Source organism: Streptomyces virginiae, assembly GCF_000720455.1.
Taxonomy (GTDB): domain Bacteria; phylum Actinomycetota; class Actinomycetes; order Streptomycetales; family Streptomycetaceae; genus Streptomyces; species Streptomyces virginiae.
In genome coordinates, this window is sequence record NZ_JOAK01000051.1 from 1 (window position 1) to 19,271 (window position 19,271).

20 protein-coding genes are annotated in these 19,271 nt (G+C 71.5%); 6 read left to right on the top strand and 14 right to left on the bottom strand.

The features are described 5' to 3' along the window. Positions 1-176 precede the first annotated feature (176 nt). From mobF to IG86_RS0136805, 7 genes are all read right to left on the bottom strand, one after another. Entirely contained in the window at positions 177-4,901 is a 4,725-nt protein-coding gene (gene mobF / locus IG86_RS0136775; protein WP_167751190.1) for a MobF family relaxase, read from the bottom strand. Between the two features lie 692 nt (positions 4,902-5,593). Next, positions 5,594-6,109, bottom strand: a complete 516-nt coding sequence (locus IG86_RS0136780) for a hypothetical protein (protein WP_030902688.1) — start codon at positions 6,107-6,109, stop codon at positions 5,594-5,596. Continuing rightward, positions 6,106-6,837, bottom strand: a complete 732-nt coding sequence (locus IG86_RS0136785; protein ID WP_051785627.1) for a hypothetical protein — start codon at positions 6,835-6,837, stop codon at positions 6,106-6,108. The genes IG86_RS0136780 and IG86_RS0136785 overlap by 4 nt, the downstream gene beginning before the upstream one ends. A 119-nt stretch (positions 6,838-6,956) precedes the next feature. Beyond that, the gene (locus tag IG86_RS0136790; protein WP_030902692.1) at positions 6,957-7,280 is read right to left on the bottom strand and encodes a hypothetical protein; all 324 of its coding nucleotides are present in this window, start codon (positions 7,278-7,280) and stop codon (positions 6,957-6,959) included. Then, positions 7,277-7,567 carry a hypothetical protein gene (locus tag IG86_RS0136795; RefSeq protein WP_030902693.1) on the bottom strand — a complete coding sequence of 97 codons (291 nt, stop codon included), beginning with the start codon at positions 7,565-7,567 and terminating at the stop codon, positions 7,277-7,279. Before IG86_RS0136795 ends, IG86_RS0136790 begins: the two co-directional genes overlap by 4 nt. Next, positions 7,564-8,049 (bottom strand): hypothetical protein, encoded by a 486-nt coding sequence (locus IG86_RS0136800; RefSeq protein WP_030902695.1) that lies wholly within the window; start codon positions 8,047-8,049, stop codon positions 7,564-7,566. Before IG86_RS0136800 ends, IG86_RS0136795 begins: the two co-directional genes overlap by 4 nt. 15 nt (positions 8,050-8,064) lie before the next feature. Next, the gene (locus IG86_RS0136805) at positions 8,065-8,559 is read right to left on the bottom strand and encodes a hypothetical protein (protein ID WP_051785628.1); all 495 of its coding nucleotides are present in this window, start codon (positions 8,557-8,559) and stop codon (positions 8,065-8,067) included. 226 nt (positions 8,560-8,785) lie between these two features. Between IG86_RS0136805 and IG86_RS0136810 the strand changes: the two genes are divergently transcribed. The 4 genes from IG86_RS0136810 (at position 8,786) to IG86_RS43380 (ending at position 11,902) form a co-directional block, all read left to right on the top strand. Next, positions 8,786-9,442: a hypothetical protein gene (locus IG86_RS0136810; protein ID WP_244306253.1), complete on the top strand. Its 657-nt coding sequence runs from the start codon at positions 8,786-8,788 to the stop codon at positions 9,440-9,442. A 111-nt stretch (positions 9,443-9,553) separates the two neighbouring features. Continuing rightward, the gene (locus tag IG86_RS42710; protein WP_141726812.1) at positions 9,554-10,111 is read left to right on the top strand and encodes a hypothetical protein; all 558 of its coding nucleotides are present in this window, start codon (positions 9,554-9,556) and stop codon (positions 10,109-10,111) included. A 179-nt stretch (positions 10,112-10,290) separates the two neighbouring features. Next, positions 10,291-11,622: a 3'-5' exonuclease gene (locus IG86_RS40415; RefSeq protein ID WP_244306254.1), complete on the top strand. Its 1,332-nt coding sequence runs from the start codon at positions 10,291-10,293 to the stop codon at positions 11,620-11,622. 16 nt (positions 11,623-11,638) lie between these two features. Further along, on the top strand, positions 11,639-11,902 hold the full coding sequence (locus tag IG86_RS43380) for a hypothetical protein (protein ID WP_030902702.1): 264 nt from the start codon (positions 11,639-11,641) through the stop codon (positions 11,900-11,902). Between the two features lie 72 nt (positions 11,903-11,974). Here IG86_RS43380 and IG86_RS43385 read toward each other — a convergent pair whose 3' ends face one another. Further along, a complete protein-coding gene (locus IG86_RS43385) occupies positions 11,975-12,175 on the bottom strand; it encodes a hypothetical protein (protein WP_141726811.1) in 201 nt (66 codons plus the stop codon). Positions 12,176-12,663: 488 nt separating this feature from the next. On the opposite strand from IG86_RS43385, the gene IG86_RS0136835 reads away from it, so the two are divergent. Next, complete coding sequence (locus tag IG86_RS0136835; RefSeq protein WP_244306255.1) at positions 12,664-13,302, top strand: nuclease-related domain-containing protein; 639 nt, start codon at positions 12,664-12,666, stop codon at positions 13,300-13,302. Between the two features lie 49 nt (positions 13,303-13,351). Here IG86_RS0136835 and IG86_RS0136840 read toward each other — a convergent pair whose 3' ends face one another. After that, entirely contained in the window at positions 13,352-14,080 is a 729-nt protein-coding gene (locus IG86_RS0136840) for a recombinase family protein (protein WP_051785630.1), read from the bottom strand. 157 nt (positions 14,081-14,237) lie between these two features. On the opposite strand from IG86_RS0136840, the gene IG86_RS0136845 reads away from it, so the two are divergent. Continuing rightward, on the top strand, positions 14,238-14,471 hold the full coding sequence (locus IG86_RS0136845) for a hypothetical protein (RefSeq protein WP_030902708.1): 234 nt from the start codon (positions 14,238-14,240) through the stop codon (positions 14,469-14,471). A gap of 93 nt (positions 14,472-14,564) precedes the next feature. Here the strand turns inward: IG86_RS0136845 and IG86_RS41955 are convergent, their stop codons facing one another. The 5 genes from IG86_RS41955 to IG86_RS0136870 form a co-directional block, all read right to left on the bottom strand. After that, positions 14,565-15,029: a RapZ C-terminal domain-containing protein gene (locus tag IG86_RS41955; protein ID WP_078906167.1), complete on the bottom strand. Its 465-nt coding sequence runs from the start codon at positions 15,027-15,029 to the stop codon at positions 14,565-14,567. Positions 15,030-15,105: 76 nt separating this feature from the next. Continuing rightward, positions 15,106-15,699: a hypothetical protein gene (locus IG86_RS40420; protein ID WP_051785631.1), complete on the bottom strand. Its 594-nt coding sequence runs from the start codon at positions 15,697-15,699 to the stop codon at positions 15,106-15,108. Beyond that, complete coding sequence (locus IG86_RS40425; protein ID WP_051785632.1) at positions 15,696-16,253, bottom strand: hypothetical protein; 558 nt, start codon at positions 16,251-16,253, stop codon at positions 15,696-15,698. Before IG86_RS40425 ends, IG86_RS40420 begins: the two co-directional genes overlap by 4 nt. A 1,325-nt stretch (positions 16,254-17,578) precedes the next feature. After that, entirely contained in the window at positions 17,579-17,839 is a 261-nt protein-coding gene (locus IG86_RS0136865) for a hypothetical protein (RefSeq protein WP_157854982.1), read from the bottom strand. A gap of 129 nt (positions 17,840-17,968) precedes the next feature. Continuing rightward, complete coding sequence (locus IG86_RS0136870; RefSeq protein ID WP_030902718.1) at positions 17,969-19,123, bottom strand: hypothetical protein; 1,155 nt, start codon at positions 19,121-19,123, stop codon at positions 17,969-17,971. Positions 19,124-19,271: the final 148 nt, after the last annotated feature.

Below are 19,271 nucleotides of genomic sequence, written 5' to 3' on the forward strand. Positions count from 1 at the left end.
GCGACCCACCACCATCTCCACCACCCACAACCCGCACCCACCGAGCCGTGCCCCCCACCCCCTCCGCAGGGTGGCCGGGGTGTGGGGCAGAGCCCCGCGCAGTAACCCGCACTCGACAACGGAGAAGGGGCGGACCGCCTGGTGGCAGTCCGCCCCTCGCCGGGGATGTGCCCCGACTACATCTCGACCTCGCGGCCCCGCCGGAGTTCGGCCGCGGGCGGCTCGGGCGCCTGGACGACCTGGGGTTCGTCGCGGCGGGTCCGCTCGGCTTCCTCCATCTGCTGCGTCTGTTCGCGGTCGGCCAGGATCTCCGTTGCCCGCCCGGCAGTCCGGACGGCTTCCTGCAGCTCCTCGCCCGTGAGCTTGGGCGCGGTCTCGTGGGCCCGCTCGCGCGACTGGCGCAGGGCCTCGGCCTCGTATGCCTGCCGCATCTGCTCGGCTTCCTGCTCCTGCTGCAGGCGGGCGCGCTCGGCCTGGCGTTCCTGTTCCAGCTCCGGTTCCACGGTGGCCGGCTGCACGTCCTCCGGCAGTTCCACGGGCTCCGGCTCGGGTGCCCGGAGTTCCAGCTGGCGCTGTGCCTCCTGCGCCTGCTCGCGCGTCGGCTCGGTGTGCTCGTGCCACGCCTGCCGTGCCTCGTGCACCTTTTCCAGCTTCTCGCGGTCCTCGGCAAGCGAAGCGGTCAGGGCCTCGTACCCCTCGACGGCCTCCTGCAGCTCCTGCGCCTGCTCGGGGGTCTCGGCCTCCATCGCCTTGATGTACGTCTGGACCGACTCGCGCTCGGCGTCCGACAGGGACTCGCTGACCTCGCGGAGCTGCCCGGCGACGTGCGGCGGCGCCCACTCGGTTTCGCGGTCGTACCGCTCGACCATGCGCCGCAGCGTGGCGTCCGACGCTCCGACCAGCTCCATCCGGTCCTCGGGCTCGCCCAGCGCGCGGTACGCGCGGTCCCAGTCCTGGCGGACGTCGACCGCACCGCGGCCCGGCCGCTGGCCGATCGCGTCGCGCTCGTTCTCGTGCTGGTGCGCCTCGCGGTACGCGGCGACCGACCCGGCCCGCTCGATCCAGCGCTCCCGCCAGGTCGGGTCCTCGGGGACCGGTCCCAGCTTCTGCGCCCACTGCGGCAGCTCGCCGGCCTCGGCCTGTTCCAACAGCTGCTGTCCCAGTTCCAGGCGCTTCTGCTCGGCCAGCTCCGCGACGCCCCGGGCGTACTCGCCTTCCGGGCCCTCGATCTCGGCGGCCCGGTTCCGCCAGTCGGCGCGCTCCTCGGCGGCGGCCTGGCGCTCCTCCACGATGCGGGCCCGCTCCTGCGACTCCTGCGCACCGTGCAGCACCTCGGCGCCCAGGGACATGGCCATGGCCTGGTCCATCGCCTCCTGCTGTCGCGCCTGCTCGAACGCGGCCGCCTCGGCTGCCCGCTGGGTCTCCATGGGGTCGATGACCTGTGCCCCGATGACCGCCTGCTGCGCGGCCAGGGCGTCCTCCTGGCTGCCGTTCCAGGCCAGGACCGGAGCCTGCGACATGGCCTCGGCCTGGCGCATCGCCTCGGCCTGCGCCTCCTCGCTGATCGACCGGTCCACGTGGGCGACGGGCGCCACGGACAGCTCGGCCATCAGGTCGTTGACCGTGCGTTCCTGGGTCTCGACGGCCTCGCGCACGCGGGCCTCGTCCGCCTGGACCTGACGCCGGTCGGCGGCCTCCAGCTCCCGCTCCGCCCGCCAGTGCAGCACCTTCGCCAAGTCCTTGGCGTCGTCCAGGCCGCGGCCGTTTCCGGTGATGGTCTCCATCATCTTCATGGCGTCGTGGCCGGCGGCCTCGGCGCTGCGGCCCAGACGGATGAGGGAGCCGTACGCCTCGCTGTCGCGGACCTTCGAGAACTTGTCGCCCAGCTTCTCGAACAGGACCCGTCCGAACTTCTTCTCCGCGTCCTTGGTCGACAGGTCTTCCAGCTCGTACGAGTGCTTCGCCAGGGAGCTGGACCATTCCAGCTCCTCGCGCTGCACCTGCGTCGCGGACTTCTCGACGCTGGAATTCTCCAGCGTCTGCTTGAAGAGGGTCATCGGCTCGGGCCGCTGCTCCTCGGGCACGCCCGGCATGTCCGTGGACATGTACGCCGTGTTCGCCTCGCGGCCGCGCGTCATCGCGACGTAGAACGCCTCCCGCGAACCGGAGCCGTCCCAGTAGGAGTGGGCCGTTCCAACGGTCCGGCCCTGGGTGGAATGGATCGTGCCCGCGTACGCCAGGTCCACATGCTTCTGCACGTACGAGGACGGCAGGGTCACGGTGTCCCCGTCGTCGTAGGCGGCGGTCACGGAGCCGTCCTCCGCGATGCCCAGCACCTTGACCACATCGCGGTTGGTGGCGAAGCGGTCGCCGGACGTGCTGGTCAGACGGCGGTTGTTGTCCCGGAGCTGGATCATGTCGCCCTTGCCGACCGTGAGGCCACGCCCGTCCAGCTCGATGCCGTCCGCCTCGACCTCCCCGAGCCGAACGAGGTCGGCGCGGGCGCGGGCGGCCAGCTCGTCGGCCTGGGCCGTGGTCGGCGCGATGAGTACCGCGTCCTTCCCGCCCGTGTGGTCGACCAGCCACGACTGGTACGAGGCTTCCACCATCTCCTCGCGCGTTCCAGCGCGCAGACGGCCGCGGGTCTCGTACTCCGCGAGCACGTCCACCTCGCCCTTGCGGAGCTTCAGGGACGCCTCCTTCTCCCACTCGGAGTTGAAGCGCATCACCTCGTCCAGGCGGTGGACGTTCGGCAGATCCTCGGTCAGCTGGGAGAACACCCCACCGCTGCCCACGCTGCTGAGCTGGGCGTTATCGCCCACGTACAGCACCTTCGCCCCGGCCAGGTCGGCGTACCGGCGGATCTCGTCCAGCTGGCCCGTCTCGGCCATGGACGCCTCGTCCACCAGGATCAGCTGGCCCGGCCGGAGCTGGCAGGCGTTCCGGTCCTCGTCCGACACCGCGGTGCCCGATTCCAACCGGCGGTTGGTGTCCAGGAACTTCGCGATGTTCGCGGCGTTCTCCACGCCCTCGTCGGACAGCACGCGGGCGGCGCGCTGGCTGACGGTGAGGCCGATCACGGGGCCGACTTCCTGCGTCCAGACGTCGTGGATCGCGCCCGCCAGGCGGCTCTTTCCAGTTCCAGCGGGGGCGGCCACGACCTCCATGCGGCGGCCGCTGGCCAGGATGGAGCGGAACGCCTTCTCCTGTCCCTCGTTCAGCCCGGCGCCGGCCACGGCCTCCTCGATCGCCTCGCGGCCCACGGCGGGGGCTCCCAGCTCGGTGGCCTTGGCGATGATGCGGCCCTCCCGCTCCAGGTGGGCCTCCGTGGCGTACCGGCGGGCGCCGTGGCGGGCGTAGACCGACAGCCCGTCCTCGCGGCACAGCTCCGGGGGGAGCGGGACGAGGTTACGGGCGGTCAGCCGGACCACGGCCGTGTCGGCTCCAGGCTGCAGCGCGGCGTCGGCCAGCTCGTTGACGAGGGCGGTCACCTGGTGGCGTTCCAGCCCTCCGAGACAGTCCGGAAGTTCCTTGGTGATCTCCACGATCAGGTCGCCTCGACGCCACGTCGACTTCTGGTCCTGGGCGTTCTCGATGGCCTGCTGCACGACCTTCGTCGGGTCGAATTCCAGGCCCGATTCCAGCGTACGTCCGTCGCGTTCCAGTTCGGCGGTCGCGCGTTCCACCTGCGCTGGAATGTCGGCCAGCGACTCGCGGGTGTCGGCCACCATGTCGGCCTCCCAGCGCTCCAGCAGCTGCTCGCGCGGGACGGCTTCCACCTTGTTCTTCCGCTCGGTCAGGTTGACCCACTGCGCCATGCGGGCCAGCTCGTGGGCGCCCGGCGCGCGGCCGGTCCGCTCCTCGTACGCCTTGGCCAGCTCGGCGGTGCCCTTGGTGATGGTCCGCCGGCGGGAGCTGTACTTGTCGCGCTTCTCCTCGGAGATGCCGACGATCTCGCGGGCCATGCCGTCCGGGCGGGTGGCCACGCGAAAGCCCATCTTGCGGTACAGGGCCTCGTCCGACACCTTCTCGAAGATGTGCCCGGCGGCCTTGGTGTGCCGGTAGATCTCCTGTCCGTCGATGGTGAGCCACTTCGACGTGACTTCGCCGGTCACGGGGTCGACGGACGAGGATTCCACGCGGTTCCAGATCGCGTTGTGGATGTGCAGCTGCGGGTCGGAATCACGGCTGGTGTGCTGCCGGAACGAAGCGATCGTCCACGCGTGCGCGTCGACCTGGCGGCCCATCGGGGCCCCGTCCGGGTCCTTCGCACCGTGGCGTCCGTCGCGGGCGTACCCGGCCTCTTCCTCCAGGAATTCCAGCCCGGCCTGGACGCCCTCCATCAGGCACTCCCAGACCTGATCGGCCTTCTCGGCGGCGGCCGCCGCGCCCTCCAGGTCCCCGGCCTCGCGGAGCCGCGCGGCCTCGATCTGGAACCCGGCGTGCAGCAGGCTGTACGACTTCGGCGCGGAGAACGTGACGTCGTAGTACGAGCGGCTGGAGGGGGCGTTCTGGCGCACCTTCAGCTCCGCCGCGCGGCGCTGCTCGGGCGTCGAATCCGGCCCCAGCTTCTCCACCGCGGCGGCCACCTTCTCCTCCGTCGACTTGGTGTAGTCGTACGGCTTCCGGCCCACCCGGGCCTCGTCGTAGATGGCTGCCACCTGGGCGTTGTACTCGTCCGATCCGGGCTCGGCCGTGATCGCAGAGAGTGACGCCCGGACCTCCGCGTGGAGGCCCGGGTGCGTGAACTTCGAGTACATGTCGCTCATCAGCTCATGGTCGACTTCACCAGTCAGACCAAGATCATTTGCGGCACTCCCGAGCCAGATCCCGGCCGGCTCTCCGGCCTGCTCGATGGACTTCAGGTAGTAGTGCTCACCGCCGCGACCGACCGCGTTCATGAGGTATCCCGGGTCTGATCCCGGGCTCACAGTAGCGGTCATGTGATCACGGTACGGGCCATCGGATGGTAATGCAAGGGTGTGTTGAAGTTAGTAGGTAGCTCAGGTTTCAAGATCCGGGAAGAGAAGGGGGTGGAGAGGGCAAGTAGGCAGATGGGAGAGGAGATCGACAAGGGCAAGCAAGAGGGAGAGCAAGGGGAGACGAGGGGAAGACGCAGAGAGAGATCAGCCGGGGATCGGGAGAGCGCGAGAGGGTTGCCCCTCTCGCAAGAGTTGACCGCGACCGGTGGGCGCCCGGTAGGCTGCGCCACAGACGACATGAGGCCCGACCCCCGGACTGGGGGCGGGCCTCGACTGTTACCAAGCGTGTTTTTCGGCGGCGGCGTCGCCCGGGTGGCCGGCGGCCGCGAACGGCGGACGGTCTAGCGTGGACATGCTGTGAACCGCACGCCCGGCGGGCCCTCGCACGGGCCACGAAACCGGCCCCCGGCCGCCCGTACGCCGTAGCGTGTCCACGCTGTGAACCGCCCACGGCGGCGGCCTGTACGGCAACCGCTACGGCGGGCCGGTCCACCCCGTACGCCATAGCGTGAACACGCTCCGATCCGGCGGCGGCGTCGACCGCCCGGCGGGACGAAGCGGAACCGGTGCGCCTCGACCTGCTACAGCATGTCCACGCTACGAAGCGGCCTTCACCAAAGGGTGTCCTGGTGCTCCCCCGAAGGGTGGCCGGCCGCGAGCGCGGCCGCGATGGCGGCGGCCTCCGCGCCCGGCTCGGCGGCCAGGATCGCGTCCCGCACCGCAACCGCCCGCCCCGCCGCGCCCCGCACGTCCGCGAGCGCGTGACCGGTCAGCCCCCGGCGGGCCGCGTAGTCCACGATGTTCTGCAGCCGCTCCCCCGCCAGCCAGTGGTCCGGGTTCTGACAGCTGCTCTCGTCGCAGGTGTGCCGGACCACGGCGCCGTTCCGCAGTGCGGCCGCGCCGTGGCAGATGACGAACCCCAGGACGTGGGCCGACACCACGCGGGAGGTGCCCGCCGGGCGGCTGCCCGCCCGGAGCTTCCCGTGCCCGGAGTCGCTGATGGCCCCGAGCCACCAGTGGCACGGCGTCGGGCCGGGGCCGCGGTACACCTTCGCCTCGTACCGGGCGGCGGTCGCCGGGTCGGCGGCCAGGCGGTCCCAGGGAACCGCGGGGGTCGGCTCGCTCATGCGGCGGCCTCGTCCGGCTCGGTGTCCTCGGCGGACTCCTCGGCCTCGAACGGCTCTCGGCACTCCCCGCACAGGATCGCCCCGCCCTCCAACAGCTTCGGGGTGACCTGCATCCGGCGGGGCGGGTCACACTCGCACGCCACGGCCAGGCGCTTACCCGCCCGGCCCTTCCCGCCGCGCGGGCCCTCCTTCTTCCCGTCCTCGTCCTGCTCCTGGTCCTTGTCCTCGTCGGGCGCCTCGATCCGGGCCAGGGCGGCGGCGTCCAACTTCCTGATGACGGACGCGTACCGGCTGACCGTGGCGGCGGTGATCAGGGCCTCCGAGAAGCCGATGACCTTCTCCGCCCGCTTCGGCGGCTCCAGCCCCAGCTCCTCGGCCAGGGCCGCGAACTTCCGGTTGTGCCAGCGGCCCGCACACGAGGTGTCCCGGATGCCCCGGGCGGCCGCGAGCGCGTGCGCTGCCTCGTGCAGCGCGGTCTCCACCACCATCTGCCCGCCCACGGCGATGGCCTCGCCGGAGATGAACAGCTCCGCCCGGCGGCCGCCGGCCGCCGCGTCCAGCCACCGGTCCGCCGTGTGGTGCCCCCAGGACGGCCGCTTCTTGTTCCGCCCCTGCGTACCCGTGCCGGTGATCATCACGACGTCTGGAAGGTCGGGGTGGTGCTTCTGGAACGCGGCCCAAGTCGATTCCAGCGCGGCGGTGATCCGGGTTCCCTCTTGAGTCGGCATGTCTCAGATCGTAGCGTGAACACGCTACGAAACGGGAGGGGTTCGAGCGGACTGGAACGGCAACGGCCGCCGCTGGAACTCGCGTTCCAGCGGCGGCCGGTCGGGGTGCTGAGGGTCGGTCAGTCGTCGTACTCGTAGGCGTCGGTCACGAGGTCGCCCCATCCCGCGTGCCCCCGCCATTCCAGGCGGTGCCGGAGCATCGCGGCGGCGTCTGCCTCGTGGACGTCCAGGGCGAAGTGCTCCCGCGCGGCCGTGAGGACGTCGCCCACCGTGACCCGTAACGGCCAGGTGACGTGGATGTCTGTCACGGGTTCGGAGAGGCGGGCTCGCACCGCCGCGGTGATGGCCATGTCCGTGGCCTGCTGCACCTGGGCCTGGAAGTGCCGGGCCTGCTGTTCGGCGGCCAGGCGTTCGCGCCGCCGGCGGATGGCTCGCAGGATCACCACTCCTCCTTCGGGTGGGGCTCGACGTGCCCGCAGTAGTGGCACCGCGCCCCCGCCGGGATGTCGACGGTCGTCCCGGTGCAGCGCGGGCACTCCCCCAGTTCCAGCACCGGGCCGGTGCCCCGGACGCACCCGGGGCACCGGTGCCCGTCGTCGCCGTAGGTCCACCCGGCGCGCTTCATGACGTCCTCGAACTCGTCGGTGTCCAGCGCGTACGGGTCGTCCACGGGTTCCAGGAACAGCGCGACGCACCCGTCGCGGTCGCACGTCACGGCGTCCCGGATCACCGGTCCTCCTCGACGGCCGCCGACTCGTCGTCGGCCAGCTCGGTGAGCGCGTGCGCCTCCTGGTGCTGCTCGACGGTGAAGCCGATCGGGCGGCGGCCCTCGCGCTCGTCGCCCTCGTACAGGCGGCGCTGTCCGTCCGCGTAGGACCGGAGCACGTCGCGCGCCTCGTCCGGGGTGCAGTCCAGCGCGGCCGCCACCTCGTTCCAGGTCGCGCCCAACTGCAGGGCCTCGTGCACGGTGCTCGGGCGGTAGTTCAGGGCGGTGCGGCGGATGGCCTCTCCCAGGGCCAGCTGCGCGAGCGCGTCGCCCGCGTCGCCGCGCTCGACCTCGTGCGGGAAGTCGGCGGGCAGGCGGCGGTTCGACAGCCGCTCGGCGTGCTGGGAGTGCTTCTCCGCCTGCCAGGTGAGGGGGACGGCCGGCGGGAGGTCGTCGGGGCGGCGGACCTGGAGGGCCTGGAAGTCCTTGTACGCGTCGGTGCTCATGGTGGTGGTCGCCCTTCAGTTGGTGGGGTAGAGGTCGGCGCGGGGGGTGTTCTCGGTGAGCCAGCGGCGGAAGCTGTGGGTGCCGCCCGCCGCGATGCGGTCGTGCCGCTCCTTCACCGTGGTGTGGTGCTGGCCCAGTCCTTCGCCCAGGTCGCGCCACGACACCTTGTCCCCGTCCTCGTCGGGCTCGCGGGCCATCAGCAACAGCTCCTCCTCGATGGCGGTCAGCCGCTGCTTCAGGCGCCGGATGTCCCGCAGGTTCGCGTAGATGAACTCCTCCCCCAGGTTGGGGTTCCCGGCCTGGATCGCGTCCATGGCCAGGATGGCGCTGTCCGCCTCGTCCGCGATGCTCCACTGCTTGTTGCCGTGGAACGCGAGCGTGTACGTGCCCACTCCGTCCGGCCAGTGGGCGGTCCGGCCGGAGGTCTCCCAGGGCTCCATGCCCGGCCGGCTCACGGCCATGGGCTCGTCCACCGGGGACGGGAGGGGGCGGTGCTGAGGGGTCGTCATGTGCGGTTCCCTTCGTCGGTGTTGGGGTTCCCCAACACCTTTGACTGTAGGGGTTCCCCAACAGGCGGCGCAAGCGGTTCGCCGTATCTCGTCCGGCCAGTTCGTGGCCGGTCCGCGTCCCGGTTGGCGGGAGACTCCCGCGAGCGGGTATCTCTACGGGCAGGGACGAACGGCGGGCGGTGATGGGGAGTTGACCCAGGTGGAGCTGTGGTGGAGACGACCTCCCGTGCCCGGGTCGCGTCGCTCGCAGAGACAACGCGCGGTCGCGGAGCTGCGGGCACAGGGGCGGTACGGCCCCGAACTGCGCGACGTGCTGCCCGCGTTCGTCGGGCTGGCCTTCGCCGCGGCGGCTCCGCTGGTCCTCCTCGTCTGGCTGCACCGTGCCCTCGGCGTCGGCGGCCTGGTGCTGGGCGTCGTCCTGCTCGCGGCCGCCACGGCGGTGGGTATGCGGTGGCGCCGCGCGGCGGCCCGCCGGCGCGGCGGCATCTACACCTCGACCGAACTCGGCGTGCTCGATGACCACGGCCTGGCGGCGGCCGCCGAACGGATGCTGCGCCGCGACGGCTGGCACGTCATCGCGATGCCGGACGAGGGGCGGCCCCGCCTGTACGCACGCGACCGCGGCGGCCGCCAGCTCGACGTCGGGTTCCGCCCGGCGGACGAGGCGGCGGACGAGGACGCGCCGACGGGTCCCGCTCCCCTGCGGGAGGCGGGCCGCCCGGGGGTCGACAACCTGATTCGGGTCGTGGTCAGCAGGGGCTCGTACAGCCGCGCCGATGTGCTCTGGGCCTCACGCCAGGGCGGGGTCCACCTGCTCGACGGCCGCCAGCTGCAGCAATGGGCCGCCGGGGCGTCCCTGGACGACCTGGGCCTGCCCGGCTGATCGCCTTTTCAAGATCGTAAGGCGAAGCGGGGCGCGCCCGACAAAAGGAGATCCTTTTAATGCAGCCGGAGCGTGGGGGCGCGCGGAAAGGATCTCCTTTAGAATCGGCGCATGGAGAAAATCGGCGTTACGGCTTGGATCACCGCGTCACAAGCGGGTGCGCTTGCGCTGCTCGATAAGCGGCGGCGGCTGGAGGAAAAGGAGACCGTGCGGGAGCTGGTGGCGTCCGGCATTCGGCCGCGCGACGCTCGCGTACAGGTCGCTCGTATGCGTCCGGAGCACTGGCCTGCCCTGGAGGTCGTGGTGGGGGAGGCGGTCCGCCGGCGCCTGGCGGACGAGGACCTGGCGGGCCCGTGGGCTCCGCTCACGCAATCGGACCTCGACCGCCTCGCGCTGTCAGGCCGCTGGCCCGGGGCGAGTGCTGGAATCACCTTGGTACAGCGGAACTACGCCTTCCCGGCGGACCTCGCTCTGCAGCTGCGCACCGCCTCGTGGCGGGTCTCGGAGAAGCCGCTGGCCCGGCTGTACGAACTGGGCCTGGTCGGCTCCGGGCTCCGGCTGACAGAGGAACAGAAGACCCGCCGTGACGAACTCGCGCGCCTGCTCTACCCGCCCGCCCGGATCATCCGGGAGGCCCTGGCCGCGTACGGCCCCCACTCGAACGAGTGACGGCCCCGGCCGGTGAATTAAAAGGATCTCCTTTAAGAGAATCCGGCTTCGCGCGCACAGCTCTAAGCGTCCTCCGGCTTTCTCGATTTCCTCGGATGGCGGAGTTTGAAAAGCGGCCCGAATGGGGTCTATAAATGCTAGCGTCGGGAATTCCGGCGGACTGTCCTCGGGAGGTATGGGTGAGCACGGCAACGACGGCACGCACGGCGGGGACGGTCCCGGCCAGTCGTGAAAGCGCAGATCAGGCCCCGGATCGGGTGCCGCGCGGGGAGCCCTACGGGTTCACGGACGGGCTGCCCGTCTACCGGTGGGGGCAGGCGCCGGCGTACCTGCAAACGCAGACACAACTGGGCCAGGCCCGGCTGAAGCTGGCGGACGGTCAGCCCGTCCTCGCGTACCTCTACCTGCGCAAGCACGACCTGGAGGTGCCGCTGTATGACCCGGCGGCCGCGGTGAAGATGCGGCCGCTGTCCTCGACGGTGAAGAAGCGCATGGAGGCGGCCCGGACCTGCCCGGAGTGCGGCAAGGTGCGCGAGCACCGGTTGAACGGCCGCCCGTGCTCGCAGTGCTGGCACAAGGCACAGTTGGCCCGGCAGCGCGAGCGGGCCCGGACGTGCTGGGGCTGCGGGACGGTGCGCGAGCGTCCGTACCCGGTGGCGCACAACCGGTGTGGCGACTGCCGCCGTGCCCAGCTCGCGGAGGAACGGGCCCGGAAGGCTGAGGCGGTGCTGTACTCCATCACCTGCCCGGGGCGGGACTGCTCGGTGAAGACGGCCACCAAAGCGGCGGTGCGCCGCTGGCGGGAGGCGAACCCGTACGGGTACTGGCGGCCGCGGTGGTGCTCGCCGTGCGAGGAACGCGACGCACGGGAGCGGGCGGAAGCCGAACGGCGGGCGGTGGAGGCCCGGGAGGCTGAGCGGGAGGCCCGGCGCCGGCGGGTGCTCGAACTGCAGGAGTGGGCGGCGGCCGCGCTCGCGAACGAGGCGCTGGTGGTCCTCGACACGGAGACGACGGGGCTCGACGCGGACGCGTGCGTGGTGGAACTCGCGGTCATCTCCGGCTCCGGGGACGTCCTGGTGGACACCCTGGTCAACCCCGGGCGGCCGATCCCGGCGGGCGCCTCGGAGATCCACGGCATCACGGACGAGGCGGTGGCCACGGCGCCCTCGTTCGGGCAGATCCTCGTCGGCCTCACGGCCGCGCTCGACGGGCGGCGGTGCCTGATCTGGAACGCCCCGTACGACAAGGGGGTGTTGCGCTGGGAGCTGACCCGGCACTACCGGGCGGCCGGACACGAGGACCCGGCGGCGTCGGCGGCGGCCTGGCTCGACGGCATGACGCTGGAGGACGCGATGGTGCCGTACTCGGACTGGTACGGCGACTGGTCGGACTACTGGGGCAACTACAGCTGGCAGGCGCTCGGCGGCGGCCACCGTGCCCTGGGCGACGTCCGGGCGGTACTCGACCGCCTCCGCGAGATGGCCGCGCCCGTGGCCTCCTCGGTCGACTGAGAGGGGGGTTCACCTCATGGTGCAGATCAGGGTCATGACGGACGATCGCGAGCGGGGCGAGCGGGTGGTGGAGATCCTGCTGCCGCTTCTGCAGGCGTGCACCGCGCTGCAGGCCGGTGAGCCGACCCGGCTCACGCACCGCGGCGGCGGCCTGCGCCTGGTGCTCGACGTCCAGCCGGATGAGGGCGCCACCTCGGTACGCGTCGACCGTGCGGACGTCCCGGCTCGGCCGGAGCGAACGGCCCGCCGGCGGCGGGCACTTCCCCCAGGATCGCGGTAACAGTCCGGGCGACTGTTACCCCATCTGACCTGGGGAAGTTCCATAAATCGGCCCTCAAATGAGGGAGCAAAACTAGAAGCGGGCACCCCCGGTGCCCAACGGGCGGCGGCCCGGCGGCCGCGCCTCCACCACCTCGTTCTCGACGGCCAGGGCGGGCGGCTCGACGGCTGCCCGCTCTGCTGCTGTCCGGCCGCGTTCGCGCTGGTCGCCAATTGGCGACTGCTCCTCGGCGGTGCGGGGTCCGGTGCCCAACGGGCGGCGGGTGGTGCTCACCTGCCCAAGTCTCCCAGTTCGCCGAACGGGTCGGGCCCACGGTGCCGCGCTGAGCGGAGCGCCCACGACGGGCTCGGCCACCTCGCGGCAGCTGCTGCTCCCCCTCGACCACGGCCGGCGGTGCGGTCTCCTCACGCTCCCGTCATCCGCGACGGCGGGAGTACGGCGCCCGACCCGACTCCGGCGGAGTCGACGGCCAACCGGACCCGGCCACCCCTCCCCCCTCCCGCCGCTGCCGTCTTTTGGCACCCCGGACGGGCCGCAGTCGGCAACGAGAGGCGGCTACGCGTGCCATGTGACGGTGGCCGGTCTTTTCGCCTGTGCGGTGTCTCCCCCGGGCGCTACCGTCCCGGTACAGGCAGTAACCACACGGGAGGGGCGGCGGGATGACGACAGCGGGGCACCGAAGCGGAGCCGGGGCGAGCGCGGGCCGGATGGGTGAGGCGGCTCGGACAGCGGAGCGGGCAGCACAGCATCGACGGGCCCGGGTGCTGCTGCCGTTACTCGCGGCGGCCGCCGCGGTGGTCGGGTCGGCGGTCGGCTCGCTGACGAACTGGCAGCTCGGCCTGGTCGCCGCGCTGGTCGTGGTCGGGCTCGGCGTACGGCGGCTGTACCGCCGGAGCCACAACAGCTGGGCGGTGGGGGCCGCCGGGGAGGCGCGGACGGCCAAGCTCCTGGCCCCGCTCGTCCGCCGGGGCCACGCCGTGGTGCTGCACGATCGGGCGATCCCGGGGAGTCGGGCGAACCTCGACCACCTTGCCTTCACGGCCGCCGGCGCCCTGTACGTCGACACGAAGAACTGGACGTCGGACAAGTCCCAGCTGACGGTGCAGGGCGGCACCCTCCGGTACGGCCGCTACGACCAGACCCGCGCTCTGCAGACGGTGGTCTGGGAGGCGGAACAGGCGGCTCGGGCCCTCGGCGTCCCGGTCCGGCCGGTGGTCGCCGTGCACGGCGCGAAGGTCCCGGCTCCGCGCGGTCGCCTCGAACTGGGCGGCGTGACCGTGGTGGAGGCGAAGCGGCTGCGCGGCCTGCTCCGGAGCCTTCCTCCCCAACCCGGGTGGGACTCGGCCCGGCGGACGGCGGTCGGGCAGCTGGCGGAACGGACGCTGCCCCCGGCTTCCTGACGAGGACAGACAGAAGGGCCCGGCCAGGCGGCCGGGCCCTTCGTCGTCCCTACGCGGTGCGCTCGCGCCGGCGCAGGGTCGGCGGCCGGTCGGTCGTGTTCGCGAGCATCCGGCGGACGGTCTCCGGGTGCCAGCGCTCCCCGCGCTTCGGGCGGAGCCCTTCGGCCTCCAGCACGGCCACGATCTCGCGCAACGACAGCTCGTCCTCGTCTCGGAGCTGGCGGGCGCGGGCTCGGCCTGCCTGCTCCATCTCCTCCTCGGTCAGCTCCTTCTTGTGCGCGGCCCATCCGTACGGCGGGGCGCCGTACGCGTACTGGCCCTTCTCCCCCTTGATGCGGCGGCCGCGGCGGAGCTTGGCCACGGTCATGCCTCGGTCCAACTGCGCGAACACGCCCATCATCTGGCGCATGGCGGTACGCATCGGGTCCTCGGGGTCGTCGGGCAGGATCTCGCCCTGATCGGCCATGAACGCGCGGCCGCCGTGCTTCCACGTCTGGGCCAGGGCCGCCTCCTGCACCACCAGCTCGCGGGCCAGGCGGTCAAGGTTCGGCGCGACGATGCCGTGCACGCGCTTCTCCTCGATCCACAACAGGGCGTCGGCCAGCTCGGGCCGCTCGTCCCCGGCGACGGTGCCCGGCACCGCCTTCTCCACGAACAGCTTCACGAGGCGGTGGCCGTGCTCGCGCGTCCAGCGGCGCACGATGCGCTCCTGGTCCTCCAGCCCGAACCCGTCCAGCTGACTGCCGGTCGACACCCGGATGTACCCCGCGAGCCGCATCTGATCGCCTCCAACGCTCTGACCTGCACTGTCACAGTAATTGGCATAACTGTGACATCGAACAGACCCTATCCGGCCCTCGACGGGCCGTTCTGAGGGGGCGTCAGCCGTGCTCGCCGGAAACTGTCCACAGGGGAACCGTTCCAGACTGCCGACCATGAACACGAACACGCGCCGCTGGCGCTCTCACGTCCTGGTCCTCCTCGTCGCTCCGTGCGTCCTGCTCGCGGAGCTGGTCGTGCTCCCCTTCTCCCTCGTCCGGCTCGGCGTGCGCGGGCACGCGGCCGGCTGCCCCCGGCGGGAGGGTGACGGGTGCAGCTGCTTCCTGTCGTCCTGGCGGGCCGTGGGCCGCGGGGTACGGAGCGGATGGCGGGAGGCGTTCGGGTCCTGAGCACGGGACAGGCCCCGCCCTGATGGGCGGGGCCTGCTCGATGTGGTGTCCTGGTGTGCGCGTCCGGGGCCGGTTACGACGGTCCCGGCCGCGTCACTTCTGCAGGATCGGCCGCTCGATGTGCCGGTGCTCGACCTCGCACCCGATCCCGGCCGCCCGCAGGTGCACCGCGATCTCCTCGGCTACGGCCACCGAACGGTGGCGGCCGCCACCACAGACCACGTGGACATCCACGCGGTACTGCTGCGGACCGCCGGTCCACTGCTTCAGGTTGTCGCGCTCCAACAGGATGCGGACCTTCTCGGCGGACTGCGCCACCAGCTCCTTCGCGCCCGGCGTCGCCATGACGTACCGGCGGACCTCCGGGTCCAGGCCGTTGCTGTGCAGCATCCGGTCGCGGACTTCGGGGTCCTCGGGCGGGTTGCGCAGGGGGCAGGTGTCGACCACCACGGCGTTGCCGCCCGGGTCGTCGTGGTGGCCGGCGCCGTACGAGGTGATGACGCTCTGGACGTGTCCGTCCCAGTACAGGGTGCTGAGGTCTTGCGGTGTGGTCTCCATGCTGTTCAGCCTCCATGCCGCCTGCGGGCGGCGGTAGTCGGTTGGCGGTGTTGCCCGTTGCCGATTCCGGCGGGTCTCAGGTGGACGAGGCGGCGGGGCGGGGGTGGCTGCAGCCGGGGCAGCGGCCGAACGCGTTGTCGTTGTCCTCACCGCACCACGTGCACGTCCAGACGTCCGGCGGCGTCTGGATGGTCTCCGGGCTGACGCACCATCCGGTGTCCTCGCCCTGGTCCTCCAGCGTGCGCATGTCCTCGTCGCCGGTCCACACCAGTACGGCCGCGTCCTGGTCCTCGCTGTGGAGTCCGTCGCGGTACTGCTGCTCGGCGTACAGCCTGGCGGTGGCGGCGTCGGTGCACGGCATCCCGGGGCCGCCTCCGTCGACCTGCCAGGCGACCCACGTGCGAGGCTTGCGGCCGCCGACGACTCCCAGCCCCCGGCAGTGCTCGCAGGCCCCGGTCCCGTCCGCGTGGGCGTTGCGGCAACTGCCGTCCTCGTCGCGGACGAGGTGGGTCAGCCACTCGACCTGGCCGGGCTGGAGTCGTACGACGTGCTGCTGCCCGCCGGCCTCCAGGGTGAGCGTCGCGCGCTCGGCGTCGTCGGCGTCGGTGGGGTAGGTGTCGAACAGGTTCCGCAGGGCCAGGGCCAGGGCGGTCAGATCGGGCTGGGTCATCGGGTCGACTCCTCGGTGGTCGTGGTGTTGGCCGCGAGGAAGGCGCCGGCGGCGGCCGCGGCCTCCTCGCTCGTGTCGTACTCGGCCTTCTCGGGCGCCTCGCGCACCTTCCGGTTGGCGGCGGTGGCGATCCACCACCAGCTCCCGTCCTCCGGGTGGAAGGACACCCTGGCCTCTCCGCCGAACGCCTCGAAGTGCACGGGCTCCTTGTTGGCGCGCTCGTTGATCGCGCTCACCGCTCCGGGCCAGCGCTTGCGGGCGGCCTGGCGGGAGATCCCCCACGCGGTGCCCAGCTCGGCGTAGTTGGCTCCGGCCGCTCCGGCCGCGCGGGCGAACCGCTCGGCCAGCACGTCCAGTTCCTCGTCCGCGTACTTGCAGACGATCAGCTTCGCCAGGGGGATCTCCGGACGGGTGAGGTCCAGCACTTCCTCCGCGTCGTCCGGGCGTCCGGCGGTCAGCCGCTCGTACACCGTGTCCCCCAGCTTCTCCAGGGCCTTGTGCAGGGCCTGACGGAGCTGGTCGCGTTCTTCCTGGGTCGGTTCCTTCATCTTCATGTGACAACCCTAGCTGTCGTGAACCTAGGTTGTCACGGGAACCTGCATTGTCGTCATATGCCAATCTCGGGCAGCTCTAGGGAAGGGGAGGGAGGGCCCGGTGGTGGGTGAGGTCTGTCGTTCAACTGCCCATAAGGGGAACGACTGTTCGGGCGTAAAGGACTGGCCTACGGCCAGGCTGAACACCCCTGAGAGGGCCGATCCGGCTCTCTCTCGTCCTCGACCTCACCCCCGGTGGGGGTGGGCCGGATCGGCCCTCTCAGGCGCGGATAAGGAGCTTCGCGCGTTCCTTCTCGGGCCTTCGGCCCGGTAGTTGAAGGACAAGCGCTTCGCGCTTGGCTGTTCTCTTTGCTCCACCCGCGCACCCTCCGGGTGCCCTGAGCGGGTGGAGAGAAGCGGCCCCCCCCCTAGCAAAAATGACAGAGCTTCCCGTTGGGGTTCTGCCATCTCTGCTAGAGGGGGGTTTCGCTTCAACCTGGGGTACTCGTTTCCGGTACGCCCGTCACGGTATGTCGCTTCACTCAGGCCACGGGTATTCGCACGCTCGCCTTGGGACCGGGACTTGCAGTCAGCGCTGAGAGGTCGTGTCTCTGCCCGCTCTGCGCGGGCGCCGGCTGGGGTCCACCTTGTTCGCCATGGGATCACTCGTCATGGCAAGGCCGGTCTGGCTGCTGCTCCATTTCACCGTTTAGCGTCTACACGGCCCCTGCGTGCCCGATCAGCGGGTGTCACGTATGGGGGCGGCTCGGCCTTACTCTCCCGGTGGCAAGCCGGGGTCGGTCTTGGTGACGCGGACCGATCTCAACCGCGGGCTACTCCGGGTTTACCCCTGCTCGCCTGGCAGGGGCCACGGGCCGGTTTCATTGTCTGCTCCTCCGGCTCCACGTCTCCGTGGCCCTTCGGACGGGGACCGGTCTCCCCTCGGCATGTCGCCTTCTCCACCCGCCATGGTGGAGCGCGTCCAGCTACGACTTGAGCGGGCTGGACGGGCGGTCCCCGGGCGGGGGCTTCCTCAACGGCCTGGAGCCGGAGGAACTGGGTACGCGGTGGGTGGATGACCTCCCTTCCGGACACACCGGACTGAGGGCGCACTGGGCCACCACCGCAGCTTCTTGCTACGATGCGATTGCTCCTGGAGCTAGATAAGGGGCACATACGAAGGCCCGGCCCCGGACTTCCGTCCGGCGCCTGAAATGGGCCTACATGTGGAGATAGGGACTCTCAGACCCGCGCCTGGCAGCTTGTGACTGAGGTGGTCCCGCCGAACGAGCGGTGCCCTGATCTGAACTTTCGGGTCAGGGCTTTTGCGCGTCCGGACGTTGTTGTCATCCGGTCTGGGGCAGCTCCTCACCAGCGTGCTGGGCCGCCCTCGGGGCCTGCCTCGCCTTGCGGCGGGCTTCCCTCTTGTGCAGCTCGGTAAGGGCTTCGCGGAGCACTTCGGCCCCGGAGATCCCAAGGTCGTTCACCAGCTCCTCGTACAACCCGCGTACGTAGTCGCCGGGCTTGAGCATCACGGTGGCGCGCAACGGCTTGTCCGAGGGGAACACTCCCGTTCGGCCCGGCTGCTGACGTCCTCGTACTGCCATGTCCAAGATCTTATCCATAACGGGGCCTGTGTGGTCCACACTTTCCCGCGTGTCTTGTGGTTTTCCCGTGACACGGGAGGCCACTTGTCGACTTCCCGTGTGGCGGGCGGGCCCGAAAACCCCGAGATATCAGGGGTTTACGGCCCGGGGAAGGCGCGCGAGTCGCCGCTGTACGTCCGCGCGAGCACCACTCTTTCCGGGGACACGGGTCCGGAGACTCAACAGCTCGATGCCCAACTGCCGGATCTGGGACGGGTCGCTGACGTAGTGCCAGGCGCCGTGGGCGCGGTCGACGGCCTCGGCCACCTCGGGGTGGTGCTCGGGCTGGTCGGCGGTCAGCCGGACCACGGCGGCCTGCAGCCACAGCTGACAGGCACGGTCCGGGGCTCCTTCCTGCTGCGCAAGGAACGCGCGGACCTCGATCCAGTGGGCGACCTCGACAGACTGCGCACCGTGCGCTCGGAGTGCGGCCTGCTCGTACGAGGCGGCGATGGCGGCGGCTTCGCCGTGGCGGCCGGCGCGGCTCGCGTCCCGGATCGCCAGGTGGGGGTCCTCCTCGACGGCGGCCGCGGTGGTCGACGTCGCCTCGGTCCTCGGTGCGGGCACGTCGACGTCGGGGTGCGGGGCGGCCTGCTCGACCGCCTGTCCTCCCAACCACAGGGTGGCGGCGGCGTCGACGGCGGCCGCGCGGGCGGCCTGGTGGTGCAGCTGCTCGGCGCTGGGCCTCGTCGGCGCGGAGCGGAGGATGTGCGCGAGCGCGTTCGTGTACGAGGGGCCGGGGCGGTGGCGGCGGTCCTGCAGCTGCACGGCGCCGTACAGGGCGAACGGTCCGGCCAGGGACTGCTCCTGGTGGACGAGGGCCTGCCAGACGTCCGTGTCGGTCGCCAGGTCGGCCACCACCGTGGTGGTGCCCGGCGGGCGGCGCTGCAGCTCGGCACCGATCCAGTGCCAGGGGAGCGCGGTGTACCGGATCGTGCGGGCGGTGGTGCGGGCCAGGGCCAGGTGGAGAAGGTTCTGGCGCGGGTCGACGGCCAGGTGCCCGGCGACGTAGACGAGTAGCGGGCCCTCGACGGCGGCCGCGGTGCGGAGGTTCGTCAACACCGTGTTGGGGTCGTCGGGGTTGGCCAGCTGTACGACGCTCGCGTACGAGGTGCCGACCAGACGCGCCGGCGGGACGGCGGCCAGCTGAGGCAACGCCGTGGTGACCGCGAGCGGGTGTCGTACGGGCGGCTCGGCCGCGACGAGAAGTGCGTATCCCGGCTGTTCCCCCGTGCTGATCCCCATGGGCAGCACCGTAACCGGCTCCTCGCCCTGCGTGCTGCCTGCGGCATCGGTCCGGGCTGAGCGGGGTGGTTCCCTCGTTGGGCGGCAGGCGAAGCCCTACCGCGCCGTTCGTCGGCTGTCCAGGATCGGGCTTGCCCGACCGCGAAGC